At 68.7% G+C, this 16,413-nt stretch carries 15 protein-coding genes; 11 read left to right on the top strand and 4 right to left on the bottom strand.

Annotated features, from left to right (window positions below):
* Positions 1-27: 27 nt before the first annotated feature.
* On the bottom strand, positions 28-1,581 hold the full coding sequence (locus tag AC1DMS_RS19035) for a YifB family Mg chelatase-like AAA ATPase (protein ID WP_028254191.1): 1,554 nt from the start codon (positions 1,579-1,581) through the stop codon (positions 28-30).
* A 217-nt stretch (positions 1,582-1,798) separates the two neighbouring features.
* Here AC1DMS_RS19035 and AC1DMS_RS19030 point away from each other — a divergent pair, with 217 nt between their 5' ends.
* The 9 genes from AC1DMS_RS19030 (at position 1,799) to AC1DMS_RS18990 (ending at position 11,581) form a co-directional block, all read left to right on the top strand.
* A complete protein-coding gene (locus AC1DMS_RS19030) occupies positions 1,799-2,623 on the top strand; it encodes a TorF family putative porin (RefSeq protein ID WP_012745382.1) in 825 nt (274 codons plus the stop codon).
* Positions 2,624-2,693: 70 nt separating this feature from the next.
* The gene (gene glnK, locus AC1DMS_RS19025) at positions 2,694-3,032 is read left to right on the top strand and encodes a P-II family nitrogen regulator (RefSeq protein WP_007833403.1); all 339 of its coding nucleotides are present in this window, start codon (positions 2,694-2,696) and stop codon (positions 3,030-3,032) included.
* Positions 3,033-3,054: 22 nt separating this feature from the next.
* Positions 3,055-4,587: an ammonium transporter gene (locus tag AC1DMS_RS19020; RefSeq protein WP_020610607.1), complete on the top strand. Its 1,533-nt coding sequence runs from the start codon at positions 3,055-3,057 to the stop codon at positions 4,585-4,587.
* A gap of 261 nt (positions 4,588-4,848) precedes the next feature.
* Positions 4,849-5,784, top strand: a complete 936-nt coding sequence (locus AC1DMS_RS19015; RefSeq protein ID WP_018906604.1) for an SMP-30/gluconolactonase/LRE family protein — start codon at positions 4,849-4,851, stop codon at positions 5,782-5,784.
* A 357-nt stretch (positions 5,785-6,141) separates the two neighbouring features.
* Complete coding sequence (locus AC1DMS_RS19010) at positions 6,142-7,023, top strand: LysR substrate-binding domain-containing protein (protein WP_018907532.1); 882 nt, start codon at positions 6,142-6,144, stop codon at positions 7,021-7,023.
* Positions 7,024-7,156: 133 nt separating this feature from the next.
* Positions 7,157-8,665, top strand: coding sequence for an FAD-linked oxidase C-terminal domain-containing protein (locus AC1DMS_RS19005; protein ID WP_018907531.1), 1,509 nt, complete (start codon positions 7,157-7,159; stop codon positions 8,663-8,665).
* A gap of 29 nt (positions 8,666-8,694) precedes the next feature.
* Entirely contained in the window at positions 8,695-9,801 is a 1,107-nt protein-coding gene (glcE, locus tag AC1DMS_RS19000) for a glycolate oxidase subunit GlcE (RefSeq protein ID WP_018907530.1), read from the top strand.
* A gap of 23 nt (positions 9,802-9,824) precedes the next feature.
* Positions 9,825-11,057 (top strand): glycolate oxidase subunit GlcF, encoded by a 1,233-nt coding sequence (gene glcF, locus AC1DMS_RS18995; RefSeq protein WP_018907529.1) that lies wholly within the window; start codon positions 9,825-9,827, stop codon positions 11,055-11,057.
* Positions 11,058-11,146: 89 nt separating this feature from the next.
* Positions 11,147-11,581 (top strand): hypothetical protein, encoded by a 435-nt coding sequence (locus tag AC1DMS_RS18990; RefSeq protein WP_012745389.1) that lies wholly within the window; start codon positions 11,147-11,149, stop codon positions 11,579-11,581.
* A 12-nt stretch (positions 11,582-11,593) separates the two neighbouring features.
* Here the strand turns inward: AC1DMS_RS18990 and AC1DMS_RS18985 are convergent, their stop codons facing one another.
* The 3 genes from AC1DMS_RS18985 to lplT all read right to left on the bottom strand — a co-directional run bounded on the left by AC1DMS_RS18985 (position 11,594) and on the right by lplT (position 14,409).
* Entirely contained in the window at positions 11,594-12,085 is a 492-nt protein-coding gene (locus tag AC1DMS_RS18985) for a glutathione peroxidase (protein WP_018907528.1), read from the bottom strand.
* Between the two features lie 13 nt (positions 12,086-12,098).
* A complete protein-coding gene (locus AC1DMS_RS18980; protein ID WP_018907527.1) occupies positions 12,099-12,989 on the bottom strand; it encodes a DMT family transporter in 891 nt (296 codons plus the stop codon).
* A 115-nt stretch (positions 12,990-13,104) separates the two neighbouring features.
* Positions 13,105-14,409, bottom strand: coding sequence for a lysophospholipid transporter LplT (gene lplT, locus AC1DMS_RS18975; protein ID WP_012745392.1), 1,305 nt, complete (start codon positions 14,407-14,409; stop codon positions 13,105-13,107).
* A gap of 172 nt (positions 14,410-14,581) precedes the next feature.
* Between lplT and alr the strand changes: the two genes are divergently transcribed.
* Both alr and AC1DMS_RS18965 read left to right on the top strand, forming a co-directional pair.
* Complete coding sequence (gene alr, locus AC1DMS_RS18970; RefSeq protein ID WP_018907526.1) at positions 14,582-15,682, top strand: alanine racemase; 1,101 nt, start codon at positions 14,582-14,584, stop codon at positions 15,680-15,682.
* Positions 15,679-16,413: a hypothetical protein gene (locus tag AC1DMS_RS18965; protein ID WP_018907525.1), complete on the top strand. Its 735-nt coding sequence runs from the start codon at positions 15,679-15,681 to the stop codon at positions 16,411-16,413. The genes alr and AC1DMS_RS18965 overlap by 4 nt, the downstream gene beginning before the upstream one ends.

Here is a 16,413-nt window from a genome sequence, read left to right as displayed (position 1 = left end):
CGCTGCTCTGCGCCTTGGCGGGGGCGCTCAGTTCCGCAGCGCCCTGCGGTACTGCACCGCCTCCGCCACATGCACCACCCCCACCGATTCGGCGCCCGCCAGGTCGGCCACGGTGCGCGCCACCTTGAGCGCGCGGTGCGTGCTGCGCGCCGACCAGCCGAGCTTGGCGGCGGCGTTGTAGACGAACTTGCGTGCCGCATCGTCGAGTGCGGCATGCTTGTCGATGGCGCCGGCCTGCAGCGCCTGGTTGGGGCTGCCCTGGCGCTGCAGCGCGAACTCGCGCGCGGCCACCACGCGGGTGCGGATGCTGGCCGTGGATTCGCCGGGCGGCGCATCGATGAGCTGCTGCGCCGACACCGCGGGCACCTCGATGTGCAGGTCGATGCGGTCCAGCAGCGGGCCGCTGAGCTTGGCCTGGTAGCGCGAGATCTGGTCCGGCGTGCAGCGGCAGGCCTTCAGCGTCGAGCCCAGGTAGCCGCAAGGGCAGGGGTTCATGGCCGCGACCAGCTGGAAGCGCGCCGGAAACTCGGCGCGACGGGCGGCGCGCGCGATGGTGATGGTGCCCGTCTCCAGCGGCTCGCGCAGCGCCTCGAGGGCCGAGCGCGCGAACTCCGGGAACTCGTCTAGGAAGAGCACGCCATGGTGCGCCTGCGAGATCTCGCCGGGCCGCGGGGGCGAGCCGCCGCCCACCAGCGCCACGGCGCTCGATGTGTGGTGGGGCGCCGAGGTCGGCCGGTTCATCCAGCGCGCGGCCGAAAAACTGCCGGCCAGGCTGGCCACGGCCGCGCTCTCCAGCGCCTCGTCGACGCTCATGGGCGGCAGCAGGCCGGCAAAGCGCTGCGCCAGCATCGACTTGCCCGAGCCGGGCTCGCCGACCATCAGCAGGCTGTGCCCGCCCGCGGCGGCGATCTCGAGGGCGCGCTTGGCGCCGGCGTGGCCCTTGACGTCGGCCAGGTCGGCATAGAGCGGCGCGGCCGCCGCGGCTGCGGCGTGCACGCGGGCCCAGCCGTCGGCGGCGGGCTGCTGCTGCTGCTGTTCCTCGCCTTGCGGCAGCGCGGCGCCCTCGGGCATGAAGCGCTGCACCACGTCCAGCAGGTGCCTGGCGCCGTACACCTCGCTGCCGGGCACCAGCGCCGCTTCCTGGGCGCTTGCGGCGGGCAGCACCAGCCGTGTCGCGATGCCGCTCGTGTGCAGGGCCAGCGCCATGGCGAGCGCGCCGCGCACCGGCCGCAGTTCGCCTGAAAGGGAGAGCTCGCCGGCAAATTCATGGCCCGCCAGCAGCGCAGGCTGGATCTGCCCGCTGGCCGCGAGGATGCCGAGCGCGATCGGCAGGTCGAAGCGGCCGGAATCCTTGGGCAGGTCGGCCGGCGCCAGGTTGACGACGATCTTCTTGTTGTTCGGAAACTCCAGGCCGGCGTTCTGGATGGCCGAGCGCACCCGCTCGCGCGCCTCCTTGACCTCGGTTTCCGCCAGCCCGACGAGCGTGAAGCTCGGCAGGCCGTTCGCCAGATGCACCTCGACCGTGACACTGGCCGCTTCCAGCCCAAGCAAAGCGCGGCTTTGCACCAAAGACAGGCTCATTCCACTCCCTCTCACCATTGTGGTGCGCCCGTTTTTGGCCGGGCTCATGCACCGCGGTGCCCCATGGGGTACCGCAACTGAACACGCTTGTAACTATTTCGCCTGGGTTGCAGGTGCGGGGGCGGCCGCCGTGCCGCAGGGCAAAACGTGCACTTTGGCACGCTCCCTGCTATGAGACGGTGTCCCCCAACAATCCAACCAACTCCGAGGAGTCTCGATGATGCACCGTAAATTCGCCCAGGCAATGGCCGTGGCCGCCCTTGCTGCCCTGCCGATGCTTGCGAGCGCACAGCTCACGGGGAATGTGGCACTGACCAGCAACTACAAGTTCCGCGGCCAGGACCAGGACATGATCGGGAAGAACGACTACGCCAAGACCAAGGGCTTCAAGCCCGCGATCCAGGGCGGCTTCGACTACGCCTTCGGCGAGACCGGCTTCTACGTGGGCAACTGGAACTCCAGCGTCAACTGGCTCAAGGGCAACAGCATCGAGAGCGACATCTACGGCGGCTACAAGTTCAAGGCCGGCCCCTTCGACATGGACGTGGGCGCGCTGACCTACATCTACCCGGGCAACTCCGCCGGCAACACCACCGAGCTGTACGGCGCCGGCACCTGGGCCGACGAGGCCATCGGCTCGTTCACGCTGAAATACTCGCACACGGTGTCGAAGGACTACTTCGGCTACGCGGGCAACAAGGCCGGCTCGGGCCTGAAGGGCACCAACACCGGCTACCTGAACCTGGCCTACAGCAAGGAGATCGTGCCCAAGCTCACGCTGAAGGCCGCCGTGGGCTACACCCACATGTCCAGCGACATCCGCAGCCTGGGCTACAAGAGCTACGTGGACTACAACGTGGGCGTGTCGTACGACTTCGGCAGCGGCCTCGCACTGGCCGGCTCGATCCAGGGCGCCAACAAGAAGAGCTCGTACCTGGCCGTGTCCAACCCGGGCGTCGACCTCGGCTTCGGCACCTTCGGTCAGACCACCTATTCGCCCAACAAGGCGCGCTTCATCGTTACGCTCAGCAAGACCCTGTAAGCAGGCACAAGAACAAGGTGCGGCCCAAGCTGCCGCACCATCCATTCCATCCAAGAAGGAGAAAGTCATCATGAAGCTGGTCACAGCCATCATCAAACCGTTCAAGCTCGACGAGGTGCGCGAAGCCCTCTCGGCCATCGGCGTGCAGGGCATCACGGTCACGGAGGTCAAGGGCTTCGGCCGCCAGAAGGGCCACACCGAGCTGTACCGCGGCGCGGAGTACGTGGTCGACTTCCTGCCCAAGGTCAAGATCGAGGCGGCGGTGTCCGACGACCTCGTGGACCGCGTGATCGAAGCCGTGGAGGGCGCGGCGCGCACCGGCAAGATCGGCGACGGAAAGATTTTTGTCTACAACCTCGAGCAGGTCGTTCGCATCCGCACCGGTGAAACCGGCCGCGAAGCCCTCTGATCCAGCCCGGAAAACAACAACCATGAAAAAACTGCTTGTTTCTCTCGCGCTCGGCCTGAGCCTGCTCGCTGCAGGCACGGCGAGCTTCGCCCAGGCGCCTGCTGCCACGCCCGAGGCGCCGGCGGCGTCCGCGCCCGCAGCCGCTGCTCCGGCACCTGCGGCCGCTCCGGCTGCCGCCGCACCCGCTGCGGCTGCCGAAGCAGCGCCCGCCGCGGCGCCTGCCGCTCCTTCCTTCAACAAGGGTGACACCAGCTGGATGATGCTGTCCACGCTGCTCGTCATCATGATGACCGTTCCCGGCCTGGCGCTGTTCTACGGCGGCCTGGTGCGCAGCAAGAACATGCTGTCGGTGCTGATGCAGGTGATGGTCACCTTCTCGATGATCGTGGTGCTGTGGCTCATCTATGGCTACAGCCTCGCGTTCACCGAGGGGAACGCCTTCTTCGGCGGATTCGACCGGCTCTTCATGAAGGGGATCTTCGATCCGGCCACCGGCGTGTTCGCGCCCGGCGCCACCTTCAGCAAGGGCGTCTACATCCCCGAGCTGCTGTTCGCCGCCTTCCAGGCCACCTTCGCCGGCATCACCTGCTGCCTGATCGTGGGTGCCTTCGCGGAACGCGCCAAGTTCTCGGCCGTGCTGCTGTTCATGGTCATCTGGTTCACCTTCAGCTATGCGCCGCTCGCGCACATGGTCTGGTTCTGGATGGGCCCGGACGCCTACACCGCCGCCAACGTGGTGGACGCACAGAACGCCAAGGCCGGCCTGATCTGGCAGTGGGGCGCGCTCGACTTCGCGGGCGGCACCGTGGTGCACATCAACGCCGCCGTGGCGGGCCTGGTGGGCGCCTTCGTGATCGGCAAGCGCGTGGGCTACGGCAAGGAAGCCTTCACGCCGCACTCGCTCACGCTCACCATGGTCGGCGCTTCGCTGCTGTGGGTCGGCTGGTTCGGCTTCAACGCCGGTTCGGCCCTGGAAGCCGGCACCAGCGCCGTGCTCGCCTTCATGAACACCTTCACCGCCACGGCCGCTGCCGTGCTCGCATGGTGCATCGGTGAAGCGCTGATGCGCGGCAAGGCCTCGATGCTGGGCGCCGCTTCAGGCGCCGTGGCAGGCCTGGTGGCCATCACCCCGGCCGCCGGCAACGTCGGCCTGATGGGCGCGATCATCATCGGCTTCATCGCCGGCTTCGCCTGCCTCTGGGGCGTCAACGGCCTCAAGAAGCTGCTCGGCGCGGACGACTCGCTCGACGTGTTCGGCGTGCACGGTGTCGGCGGCATCGTCGGCGCGCTGCTCACCGGCGTGTTCAACACCCAGGCCCTGGGCGGCCCCGGCCTCGTGGGCGACTGGGTCACGGCCAGCGTGGTGTCCAACGGCATCGGCGCCCAAGTGTGGATCCAGCTCAAGGGCGTGCTGCTGACCATCGTCTGGTCGGGCGTGGTCTCGTTCATTGCCTACAAGATCGCCGACCTCACCATCGGCCTGCGTGTGTCGGAAGAAGAAGAGCGCGAAGGCCTCGACATCTCCTCGCACGGCGAGACCGCATATAACAGGTAACCCCCCAGTCTTCGCGCACTTCGTGTCGCTTCGCCAACCCCCCTGCTGGGGGCAACACCAGAGGCCCGGCAAAGCCGGTTCCTCGGTGTTTCTGGAAGAAGGCATGCGGTGTACAGGCTGGTTATAAGAACTACACGGAACGATTTTTCAGCGAGGTCTCCTTTGGATGTTCAGCCCGCGAGCGCTTCGGCGTCAGCGGGCTTTTTTTTGCCTGCGTTTTCCCGCTGGAGCGGCGATGTCCGCGCATGCACAATTCCGGGCATGTGGACCTCCATCGACAACAGCCTCTGCGAGCTCGGCGAATCGCCGTTCTGGCATCCGCGGGAACGCGCCTTGTACTGGCTCGACATCCCGGGCCGTGCGGTGCTGCGCACGCGCGGCGACATCGGCACGGACTCGGCCAAGGTGGAGCGCTGGGCCTTGTCCACCGAGCCCGGCTGCATGGCGCCGGCACGCAATGGCGGCCTCGTGATCGCGCTGCGCGACGGCATCTACCGGGCGCGCGAGTGGGGCGGTGAACTCGTCGCGATCGCGCGCGTGGAACACGACGCGCGCACCATGCGCTTCAACGACGGCAAGTGCGACGCGCTCGGCCGCTTCTGGAGCGGTTCGATCAACGAGGCCAAGGACCGCGCCAACGCCGCGCTCTACTGCCTCGATGCGCGGCCCGGCAGCGGCGTGGCGCCGGCCCTCACGCAGATGGCCAACCAGGTGACCACGGCCAACGGGCTCGCGTTCTCGCCCGATGCGCGCACGCTGTACTGGGCCGATACGCCCGCGCACCAGGTGCGCGCCTGGAACTGGGACGCGGCGGCCAATACGCTTTCGCAGCCCCGCGTGTTCCACCAGTTCGACGCCAAGCCCGAAGGCTGGACCCCCGATTCGCCGACGCTGCGCTATGAAGGCCGCCCCGATGGCGCCACGGTCGATGCACAGGGCCACTACTGGGTCGCGATGTTCGAAGGCGCGCAGCTGCTGCGCCTTGCGCCTTCGGGCGAGATCGTGGCCGCCGTTCCTGTGCCGACCCAATGTCCCACGATGCCCTGCTTCGGCGGCGACGACCTGAAGACGCTCTTCGTCACCACCGCCCGCAAGGGCCGTCCCGCCGCCGAGATCGAGCGGCTGCCAGCCTCGGGCACGGTGATCTCGATGCGGGTCGATACGCCTGGGTTGCCTGTGAGCTTCTTCGAGGATTAGGGTGAATCCCATGACTCGATGCGTCGTGCATGACGTGCTTTGTTCGGGGCGCGCTCCCGCCGACGGGGTACCTTTCTCCGCGAATGTCCCCCGGCCTGCGGCCTCCTCCTTGATTTCGCTGCGCAAGGCACCCCATCAGCGGGTGCGTTATGCGCAGCGGTCGTTGATCAGCGATGCACAACGAGCGTGCCCTCGTGCACAGGGCATCGGGTGCTCCCCGCAGCGAAATAAAGGAGGAGCCGAAGGCGGGGGACATTCGCGGAGGGGAGTACCCGGTGGCCTGTGCACGCGCCCTGAACAACAGCGCCGAAACCAACAGCGCCGAAACCAAGAGCACCCCAGAAGAGGGTAAGGACAATGGCCCTGCAGCACATCCCGCCCATCCAGTGCCTGCTGACCTTCGAGGCCGTGGCGCGGCTGCGGCATGCGGGCCGCGCGGCCGACGAGCTGTGCGTCACCGCCAGCGCCGTGAGCCACCGCATCCGCCAGCTCGAGGCGCACGTGGGCTTCAAGCTCTTCGGCCGCGGCGACTTCAGCCTCACGGCCGACGGCGCCGCCTACCTTGCCAACGTGCGCACCGGCCTTGCGGCGCTGCAGGCCACGCCGCTCGGCAACGCGGCGACGCGCGCCACGCGCCTGCGCATCGCCGTCACGCCCACCTTCAGCCGCGTGTTCCTGATGCCGCGGCTCGAGCTGTTCCGCAACATCTACCCCGACATCGAGCTGGTGCTGCAGGTGTCCATTCCGCTGCTCGATGTCACGGCCGAGCAGGCCGATCTCGAAGTGCGCTACGGCAACGGTGCGTATGCCGACTGCGAACACCGCCTGCTGCTCGAGGAAGAGGTGGTGCCCGCCTGCAGCCCGAGCTACCTCAACGAATTCGGCCCGTTCGACGGCTTTTGCACCGCGGCGGAGATTGCCAGCGCGCGGCTGATCCGCAGCCCGCTCGAGCCCTGGGGCACCTGGTTCGCAAGCTGCGGCCTCGACCAGCCCGAACCGCACGTCGGCTCGCAGTTCAACGACCTGGGCCTGGTCTACGACGCGGCCGCGAGCGGCTTCGGCGTGGCGCTGGTGCGCCAGAAGATGGGCGCCGCCTGGTTCGAATCGGGCCGGCTGGTGCCGCTGTCCGACCGGCCCGTGCCCTCGCCGCACCGCCACACCATCTGCTGGCAGCCCGGCATGCTCGATCGCTGGGAATGCGCGGCGTTTGCAGACTGGCTCGCGCAGAGCCTGCGCTGAACCGGCGGCCGGCCGGCCGGCCGGCCGGCCGGCAGAGTTCTATCGGCAAAGTTCTCTCAAGCGCCGCGCAAAAAAGCATCAACCCGGCCGCGCCGCATTTTGCGTAGAGTGCAGGGCACCAAGAGAGACATCCATGAACGCGCCGCTCACCGCCGCCCAGCACGATTCGCTGCTGCAAAAAAAAACCGACCGCCAGTCGCAGATCGTGCGTGCCCTGCAGGCCCACCTGCCGGCGCACGCGCTGATCTGGCACGCCGAGGACACCACGCCCTACGAGTGCGACGGCCTCACCGCCTACCGCCAGCGCCCACTGGTGGTGGCCCTGCCCGAGACCGAGGCGCAGGTGGCTGCGGTGCTCAAGACCTGCCACCAGCTCGGCGTGCCCGTGGTGGCGCGCGGTGCGGGCACCGGGCTTTCGGGCGGCGCCATGCCGCATGCGCTGGGCGTGACGCTGTCGCTCGCCAAGTTCAACCGCATCCTGAAGATCGACCCGGTGAGCCGAACGGCCGTGGTGCAGTGCGGCGTGCGCAACCTCGCCATCAGCGAAGCCGCCGCGCCCTTCAACCTCTACTACGCGCCCGATCCGTCGAGCCAGATCGCCTGCACCATCGGCGGCAACGTGGCCGAGAACTCGGGCGGTGTGCACTGCCTCAAGTACGGTCTCACCTTGCACAACGTGCTGCGCGTGCGTGGCTTCACGGCCGAAGGTGAGCCCATCGAGTTCGGCGGCGAGGCGCTCGACGCGCCGGGCCTGGACCTGCTCGCGCTGGTCATCGGAAGCGAAGGCATGCTGGCCGTGGCCACCGAGGTCACGGTCAAGCTGGTGCCCAAGCCGCAGGTCGCGCGCTGCATCATGGCCAGCTTCGACGACGTTCGCAAGGCGGGCGACGCGGTGGCCGCGGTGATTGCGGCCGGCATCATTCCCGCGGGGCTCGAGATGATGGACAAGCCCATGACCGCCGCCGTCGAGGACTTCGTGCACGCGGGCTACGACCTCGACGCGGCCGCGATCCTGCTGTGCGAATCCGACGGCACCGCAGAGGAAGTGGAAGAAGAAATCGGCCGCATGACGGCCGTGCTGCGCTCCTGCGGCGCCACCGCCATTGCGGTGAGCAGCAGCGAGGAAGAGCGCATGAAGTTCTGGAGCGGCCGCAAGAACGCCTTCCCCGCCTCGGGCCGCATCAGCCCCGACTACATGTGCCTCGACTCCACCATTCCGCGCAAGCGCCTGGCCGACATCCTGCTGGCCATCCAGCAGATGGAGAAGAAGTACAACCTGCGCTGCTGCAACGTGTTCCACGCGGGCGACGGCAACCTGCATCCGCTGGTGCTCTTCGACGCCAACGACCCCGACGAGCTGCACCGCTGCGAACTCTTCGGCGCCGACATCCTCGAGACCAGCGTGGCCATGGGCGGCACCGTGTCGGGCGAGCATGGCGTGGGCGTGGAAAAGCTCAACAGCATGTGCGTGCAGTTCACCGCAGCCGAGAACGAGCAGATGTCCGGCGTCAAGCGCGCCTTCGATCCGGCCGGCCTGCTGAACCCCGGCAAGGTGATCCCCACGCTGCAGCGCTGCGCCGAATACGGCAAGCAGGTGGTGCGCGGCGGCCGGCTGCCGCATCCCGAGCTGCCGCGCTTCTGAGAACCACGACAAGAAAAGCAGCACAGACCATGGAACCCGCCCTCCGCCAGATCGCCGAACGCATTCGCGCCGCGGCCGCCGATGCCACGCCGCTTCGCATCCGCGGCGGCGGCACCAAGGATTTCTACGGCGAGGCGTTGCAAGGCGACGTTCTCGACACCACGGCGCTCGCAGGCATCACGAGCTACGAGCCGAGTGAACTCGTCGTCACCGTGCGCGCCGGCACACCGCTCGCCGAACTCGAAGCCGCATTGGCCGAGAAGGGGCAGTGCCTGCCCTTCGAGCCGCCACACTTCGCCAGCAACAGCACGGTGGGTGGCATGGTCGCCGCCGGCTTGAGCGGCCCCGCGCGCGCCAGCGTGGGCGCGGTGCGCGACTACGTGCTCGGTGCCACGTTGGTCAACGGCCGTGGCGACATCCTGAGCTTCGGCGGGCAGGTGATGAAGAACGTCGCAGGCTACGACGTCTCGCGCGTACTCGCGGGCTCGCTCGGCACGCTGGGCGTGATTGCCGAGGTCAGCCTCAAGGTGCTGCCGGTCGCGCCCGCCGAGGCCACGCTGGCCTTCGAATGCAGCCAGGCGGATGCGCTGCGCCTGCTCAACGAGTGGGGCGGCCGGCCGCTGCCGCTCAATGCGAGCTGCTGGTTCGAACAGGCGGGCGCCGGCGTCCTGCAACTGCGCCTGCGCGGCGCGGTCGCGGCGGTGGAAGCCGCCTGCGCGCATCTCGGCGGCGAGCGCAAGGACAACGCGCAGGCCGCGGCGCACTGGCAGGCGCTGCGCGACCAGCAGCTGCCGTGGTTCGGCACGGGCCCGAACGCACTGTGGCGCCTGTCGGTGCCGCAGACCGCATCGGCGATTGCATGGGATGGCGATGGCGACGCGCCGCTGGTCGAATGGCATGGCGGGCAGCGCTGGTACCAGGCGCCGCCCGCGCAGGCCGCGCGCATCCGCGAAGCCGCGCGCGCGGCCGGCGGGCACGCCACGCTGTTCCGCATGCCCGCGGGTCAGGCCGCGGACAGCGGGGTGCCGCGCTTCGACGCACTGAGCGCGCCCGTGGCCCGCATCCACCAGGCGCTGATGCACGAGTTCGATCCACACCGCATCTTCGATCGCGCACGGCTGTTGGCCGGCGCATAGATAAAAAACCAAGAACACCAGCGATGCAAACCGAACTCGCCCCCGAATTCCGCGGCACCGACGAAGGCCGCGAGGCCGAAGCCATCCTGCGCAAGTGCGTGCACTGCGGCTTCTGCACCGCCACCTGCCCCACCTACCAGCTGCTCGGCGACGAGCTCGACGGCCCGCGCGGACGCATCTACCTGATCAAGCAGGTGCTCGAAGGCAAGGCCCCCACGCGCAGCACGCAGCTGCACCTGGACCGCTGCCTGACCTGCCGCAACTGCGAGAGCACCTGCCCGAGCGGCGTGCAGTACGGCCACCTGGTCGATATCGGCCGCAAGATCGTCGACGAGAAGGTGCCGCGCCCCGCCCTGGAAGCGGCCACGCGCTGGCTGCTGAAGGAAGGGTTGCCGTCGCCGCTGTTCGGCCCGGCGATGAAGCTCGGCCAGTCGGTGCGCGGCCTGCTGCCCGATGCGCTCAAGGCCAAGGTGCCGGCCAGGCAGGAGGCCGGCGCCTGGCCCACCGCCACGCATGCGCGCAAGGTGATGATGCTCGCGGGCTGCGTGCAGCCGTCGATGATGCCCAACATCAACAGCGCCACCGCGCGCGTGCTCGATGCGGCCGGCATCCAGGCCGTGGTCGCGCCCGAGGCCGGCTGCTGCGGCGCCGTCAGGTTCCACCTCAACGACCAGGAAGGCGGCAAGGCCCAGATGCGCGCCAACATCGACGCCTGGTGGCCGATGGTCGAGCGCAACGAGGTCGAAGCCATCGTCATGAACGCCTCGGGCTGCGGCGTCACGGTGCGCGAGTACGGCCACATCCTGCAGCACGACCCGGCCTACGCCGCCAAGGCCGCGCGCATCAGCGAGCTGACGCGCGATTTGAGCGAGCTGCTGCCCGACCTGGTGCCGGCCCTGAAGGCCCGCGTGCATGCGCCGCAGGGCGTGGTCGCCTACCACCCGCCCTGCACGCTGCAGCACGGCCAGAAGCTGCGCGGCGGCGTCGAAACGCATCTGCGCGCACTCGGCTTCGACGTGCGCGTGGCCATGAACGAATCGCACCTGTGCTGCGGCTCGGCCGGCACCTACTCGGTGCTGCAGCCGGAGCTGGCCTACCCGCTGCGCGACCGCAAGCTCGGGCACCTGGCGCAGCTGCAGCCGAGCGTCATCGCCTCGGCCAACATCGGCTGCATCACGCACCTGCAAAGCGGCAGCCAGCAGACGCCCGTGCGGCACTGGGTGGAGCTGCTGGACGCGGCGCTGGCAGCGGCCTGATCGCACACCGAAGAGCGCCCTGGTCCGACTCGCGTTCAGAGCTTTTGCGCCGCATCATGGCGGCACCGTTTTTCCTAGGAGCAAGCCTCATGTCTTCTGTTCAAGCAGCTTCCACCGTTCCGAAGAAGCACTTGCGGCGCGCCCTGCTGGCGCTGGCATGCGCGGCCGGCGCCGTTGGCGCGCAGGCCCAGTCGGCCATGCCGCAATGGAAGGGCGAGGGCGCGGTGCGCTATGTCTGCGGCGGCATCGGCTCGGACGAATCGACCGCCATGCGCGCCGCCATGAAGGACCATCCGCTGGCCCTGCTTTTCGCGCGCTCCGACGGCGCCTACCTGGCGGATGTGCAGGTCGACATCAGGGGCGCCGACGGCGCGCCCTCGCTGGCCTTGCGCGCGAGCGGGCCGGTCTGCCTGGTCGATCTGCCCGCGGGCCGCTACACCATCGACGCTGCCATGGCCGGCAGTGCCAAGAGCCAGGCGGTGACGGTGGGCAGCGGCTCGAAGACTGTCGATTTCAGGTTCTGAGCGGGCCTCGATTCAGCCCGCCGCCAGCGCCGCCTCGATCTCGCGCGCGATTGACGCAGGCGTGTCCAGCGGCGCGTAGCGCTTGCGCACCCGCCCGTCGCGGCCGACCAGGAACTTGGTGAAGTTCCACTTGATGGCCGTGCTGCCCAGGAGGCCCGGCTTTTCCTTGGTGAGCCACTGGTAGAGCGGCGCGGCGTTGCCGCCGTTGACGTCGATCTTTTCCATCATCGGAAAGCTCACGCCGTAGTTGGTGGTGCAGAAGGCGCCGATTTCCTCGTTGGTGCCCGGGTCCTGCGAGCCGAACTGGTTCGACGGAAAGCCCAGCACCACCAGCCCCTGGCTCGCGTACTTCTCGTGCAGCTGCTCGAGCCCGGCGAACTGCGGCGTGAAGCCGCACTGGCTGGCCGTGTTGACGACCAGCAGCACCTTGCCGCGGAAGTCCGAGAGCTTCACCTTCTTGCCGTCGATCCGGTTGGCTTCGAAGTCGTAGATGCTGGTGGTCATGGCGCTGCCTCGGTCAGGTGGGGGATGAAAGCCGATCATCGCCCTGCACCGGCGTTCGCGCAAACGCCGACCACACGGCCGCCAGCACGATCAGCGCGCCGCCCGCCAGGATGCGCGGGTCCATCTGGGCCGCACCCAGCGCCACGGAGGAGACGCTGGCAAAAAGCACCTCCGACAGCATGATCACCGCCGTGGCGCTGGCCGCCAGCCGGGCCGCGCCGTACTGCAGGCAGATGTTGGCCAGCACAAAACCGGTGCCCAGCAAGGCCGCCCATCCGATCCAGCCCGGCTCCGCGGCAAGCGGCGAGCCGAAGGCGCCGAGCAGCGTGCCGGCCGCCGCGGCAATCCCCGCCACCGCCGCGCATCCGCAGAACATGGCCAGCGCGCGCGATTCGCCGGGCGCGTCGCGCAGGTGGCGCAGCACGATGTTGGTCACGGCAAAGCTGAAGCCGGCCGCCAGGCCCAGCCAGTCGGGCAGGCTCGAAGGCACCGGCCACTCGACGCCGGGCGTCTTGAGCACCACGGCCACGCCGGTCAGTGCCAGCGCCACGCGCGCGAGCGCGCCGCCGGTGGGCCGCTCGCCCAGCACGGCCCAGCCCAGCAGCACGCTCCACAGCGGCATCAGGTAGAACAGCAGCACCACCCGCACCACGTCGCCCTGCGTCACCGCCCAGTTGAAGCCCAGGTTGGTGAAGCCCGCCGCCAGGCCCAGCAGCACCAGCATCGGATATGCCGCGAAGCCGCGCCAGGCGTGCCGGCGAAAGAAGCCCATCGCCAGCGAGATCGCCACGTAGATGATGCAGGTGGTCCAGACGGGATGCAGCCCGTGGCTTTCGATGTGCCGAAAGGGGAACCACGAAACGCCCCACACAAAAGCGTTGAAGATCAGTGCGAGAGCTGGCATGAGGGCAGGAGTTTTTTTCGTGGAACACCGTGGATCCGGCTTCGCCGGGCCACCGGTGTTGCCCCCGGTGAGGGGGTGGGCGAAGCGACACGAAGTGCGCGCAGCCTGGGGGAGGTCAATGATGCTTGTCGCTGCGGGCGATGGCGAGCAGGTGCTCGACTTCTTCGGGGTACTTGCGCAGGTTGTGATGATGCCAGCGCTGGATCAGCCACATGCAGCCCGCCACCACGCCGCCGAAGGCGCCGATGGCCGCAAAGGCCGACAGGCCCAGGCCGGTGCAGGCGCTGTAGAAGCCGCCGAGCAGCAGGATGCAGGCCTGCTCGTTGAAGTTCTGCACGGCAATCGAGCGGCCCGCGCCCATGAGGTTGTGGCCGCGGTGCTGCAGCAGCGCGTTCATCGGCACCACCAGGAAGCCGCCCAGCCCGCCCAGCAGGATCAGAAAGGGCACCGCGATCCAGACGTTGCCGATCAGGTTCATGCTGATGACCAGCAGCCCCATGGCAATGCCCATGGGAATCACGCGTGTGGCCATGTCCAGCCGCATGCGCATCGACGCCACGATGGCGCCCACCGCCATGCCGATGGTGACCACGCCGGTGAGCGCCGTGGCCTGCGTGGTGTTGTAGTCGAGCGCGAGCGCGGCCCAGGCCAGCACGATGTACTTGAGGTTGGCGCCCGCGCCCCAGAACAGCGTGGTGGTGGCCAGCGAGATCTGGCCCAGCTTGTCGCGCCACAGGCGTGCGTTGCAGTGCCAGAAGTCGGGCAGCAGCGAGAACATGTTGCGCGCCAGGCCGTGCGCCGGATTGGCGCGCAGCGGCCGCATCTCGACGCCGGTGTGCGGAATGCGCGTGTTGAACCAGGCCGCCAGCATGTAGACGAAGATCAGCACCGAGATGGCCGCCTCGGCCGGCGAATCGACCCCCGTGTCGATCAGCGGCATGTCGAAGGACAGCAGCCGGCTGGAGACCGCATGCCCCACCAGCGAGCCGCCGAGCACGATGCCCAGCAGGATCGAGGCGATGGTGAGTCCTTCGATCCAGCCGTTGGCTTTTACCAACTGCGAAGCGGGCAGGAGCTCGGTCAGGATGCCGTACTTGGCCGGCGAATAGGCCGCGGCGCCCAGCCCCACGATCGAATACGACAGCAGCGGATGCGAGCCGAACAGCATCATCAGGCAGCCGACCACCTTGATCGCGTTGCTGATGAACATCACCCGCCCCTTGGGCAAGGCGTCGGCAAAGGCGCCCACCAGGGGCGCCAGCACCACGTAGAAGACGGCAAAGATCGGCACCAGCGCCGCGCGCTGCCATTCGGCCGCTCCCGTGCTTCGCATGAGCTCGACCGCCACGACAAAGATCGCGTTGTCGGCCAGCGACGAAAAGAACTGGGCCGACATGATCGTGTAGAAACCGCGCTTCATCGATGGGCTGGCTGGCCAGGAATGTGCTGGCTGTAGTGAAAAAGTGTCGCGACTTTTGGGCGAATGGGCGGTTATAGCATGGGGGTACGACGGCGAAATCAGCGTTCACATCCTGGACAGCCTGGTCCGGGAAGATGCTAAAACCCCATCCGTCCACCATTCGACGCCCATCATGCCGCGCCCCATTCTCGCCACTGTCCACACCGCCGCGCTTCGCCACAACCTCGACCGGGCACGGCGTGCCGCGGTCGATGCCCGCGTCTGGGCCGTGGTCAAGGCCAATGCCTATGGCCACGGCATCGAGCGGGTCTATGAGGGCCTGCGCGGCGCCGACGGCTTTGCGCTGCTCGACCTGGCCGAGGCCGAGCGCGTGCGCGCCCTCGGCTGGCGCGGCCCGGTGCTGCTGCTCGAAGGCGTGTTCGACGCGCGCGACCTGGAGCTGTGCTCGCGGCTCGACCTGTGGCACACGGTGCATTGCGACGAGCAGATCGACATGCTCGCGGCCCACAAGACGCTCAAGCCGCAGCGCGTGTTCCTCAAGATGAATTCCGGCATGAACCGCCTGGGCTTCGCCCCCGAGCGCTTCGGCTCGGCCTGGACCCGGCTGAACGCGCTGCCCCAGGTCGACGAGATCTCGCTGATGACGCATTTCAGCGACGCCGATGGCGCACGCGGCATCGCGCACCAGCTCGAAGTGTTCGAGCGCGCCACCCACGACCTGCCGGGCGAACGCTCCATTGCCAACAGCGCCGCCACCCTGCGCCACGCCCGCCAGACCCGCGGCGACTGGGTGCGCCCCGGCATCGTGCTGTACGGCAGCGCGCCCGACTTCCCCGAGCACGACGCGGCGCACTGGCAGCTGCAGCCCACCATGACGCTCTCGACCAAACTGATCGGGATCCAGACACTGAAGGCGGGCGACACCATCGGCTACGGCTCCAACTTCACGGCCGAGGGGCCGCTCACCATCGGCGTGGCCGCGGTCGGCTATGCCGACGGCTATCCGCGCCACTGCAACACCGGCACGCCGGTGCTGGTGAACGGCGTTCGCACCCGCATGGTGGGCCGCGTGAGCATGGACATGATCACGGTCGACCTCACGCCCGTGCCCGAGGCCAAGTTCGGCACCGAGGTCACGCTCTGGGGCCGCTCGGCCGTGAGCGGCGCGGTGCTCCCCATCGACGAGGTCGCGCAGGCCGCCGGCACCGTCGGCTACGAGCTCATGTGCGCGGTGGCGCCGCGCGTGCCCTTCGCGCCGGCCGACGGCGAATGAAGGTTCTCTCCAACTGGCGCTCGGTGCGCCTGTGGGAGACGCAGCTCGAGCGCGAGCTGCACCGCAACTACAGCCTGCGCACGCACGGCATCCTGATCGGCAGCTTCACGCTGCTGCTGATGTGGGGCGTGTCGGCGCTGCAGATGCATGTGCTGGACGTGCAGTCGCTGGCACTGCGCTACCTGCTCACGCTGGGCGTGGGGTATCTGGGCTACCTGGGGGTGCTGCGCTGGTGGGCCCGGCGGCTGGTCGAGAACCGGGCGGGCTTCAACATCGATGCCGGTGATGTCGTCGATGCGGGCGATCTGGCGTTCGATGCGGCCGGCAGCCCGGCCGGCGGCACCGGAGGCAGCGCGCTGTCCGATGCGGCCAGTGGCGCGCTCGAGGTGGCGGGCGCCGCGGACGAGGGCGCCGTCATCGTGGTGCCGGTGGTCGCCGTCTTCCTGATCTGCGTGGCCATCGTGCTGGGCGCCGGCTCGCTGGTGCTGCTCTACTTCAGCTGGGACGCGCTGCTGGCCGTTGCCGTCGAGGTGGCGTTCTCTTACGTCTCGGCGCGCGCCGCGGTGCGGGTGGCGCGCGAAGGCTGGCTGATGGCGGCCGTGCGGCTGACGTGGAAGCCGCTGTTGGGAGCCGTCGTCTGCGCCGTGGCCCTGGGCGCCGTGCTCGACCACTTCATGCCGCAGGTCAATTCGCTGCCCGAGGCGGTGCGGGTCCTGCTGAAGAAGCACTGA

The sequence above is a fragment of the Variovorax sp. 05T418 genome (genome assembly GCF_056396385.1).
Note: the sequence above shows the minus strand (reverse complement) of the source record. Positions and strands in the feature narration are given on the sequence as shown.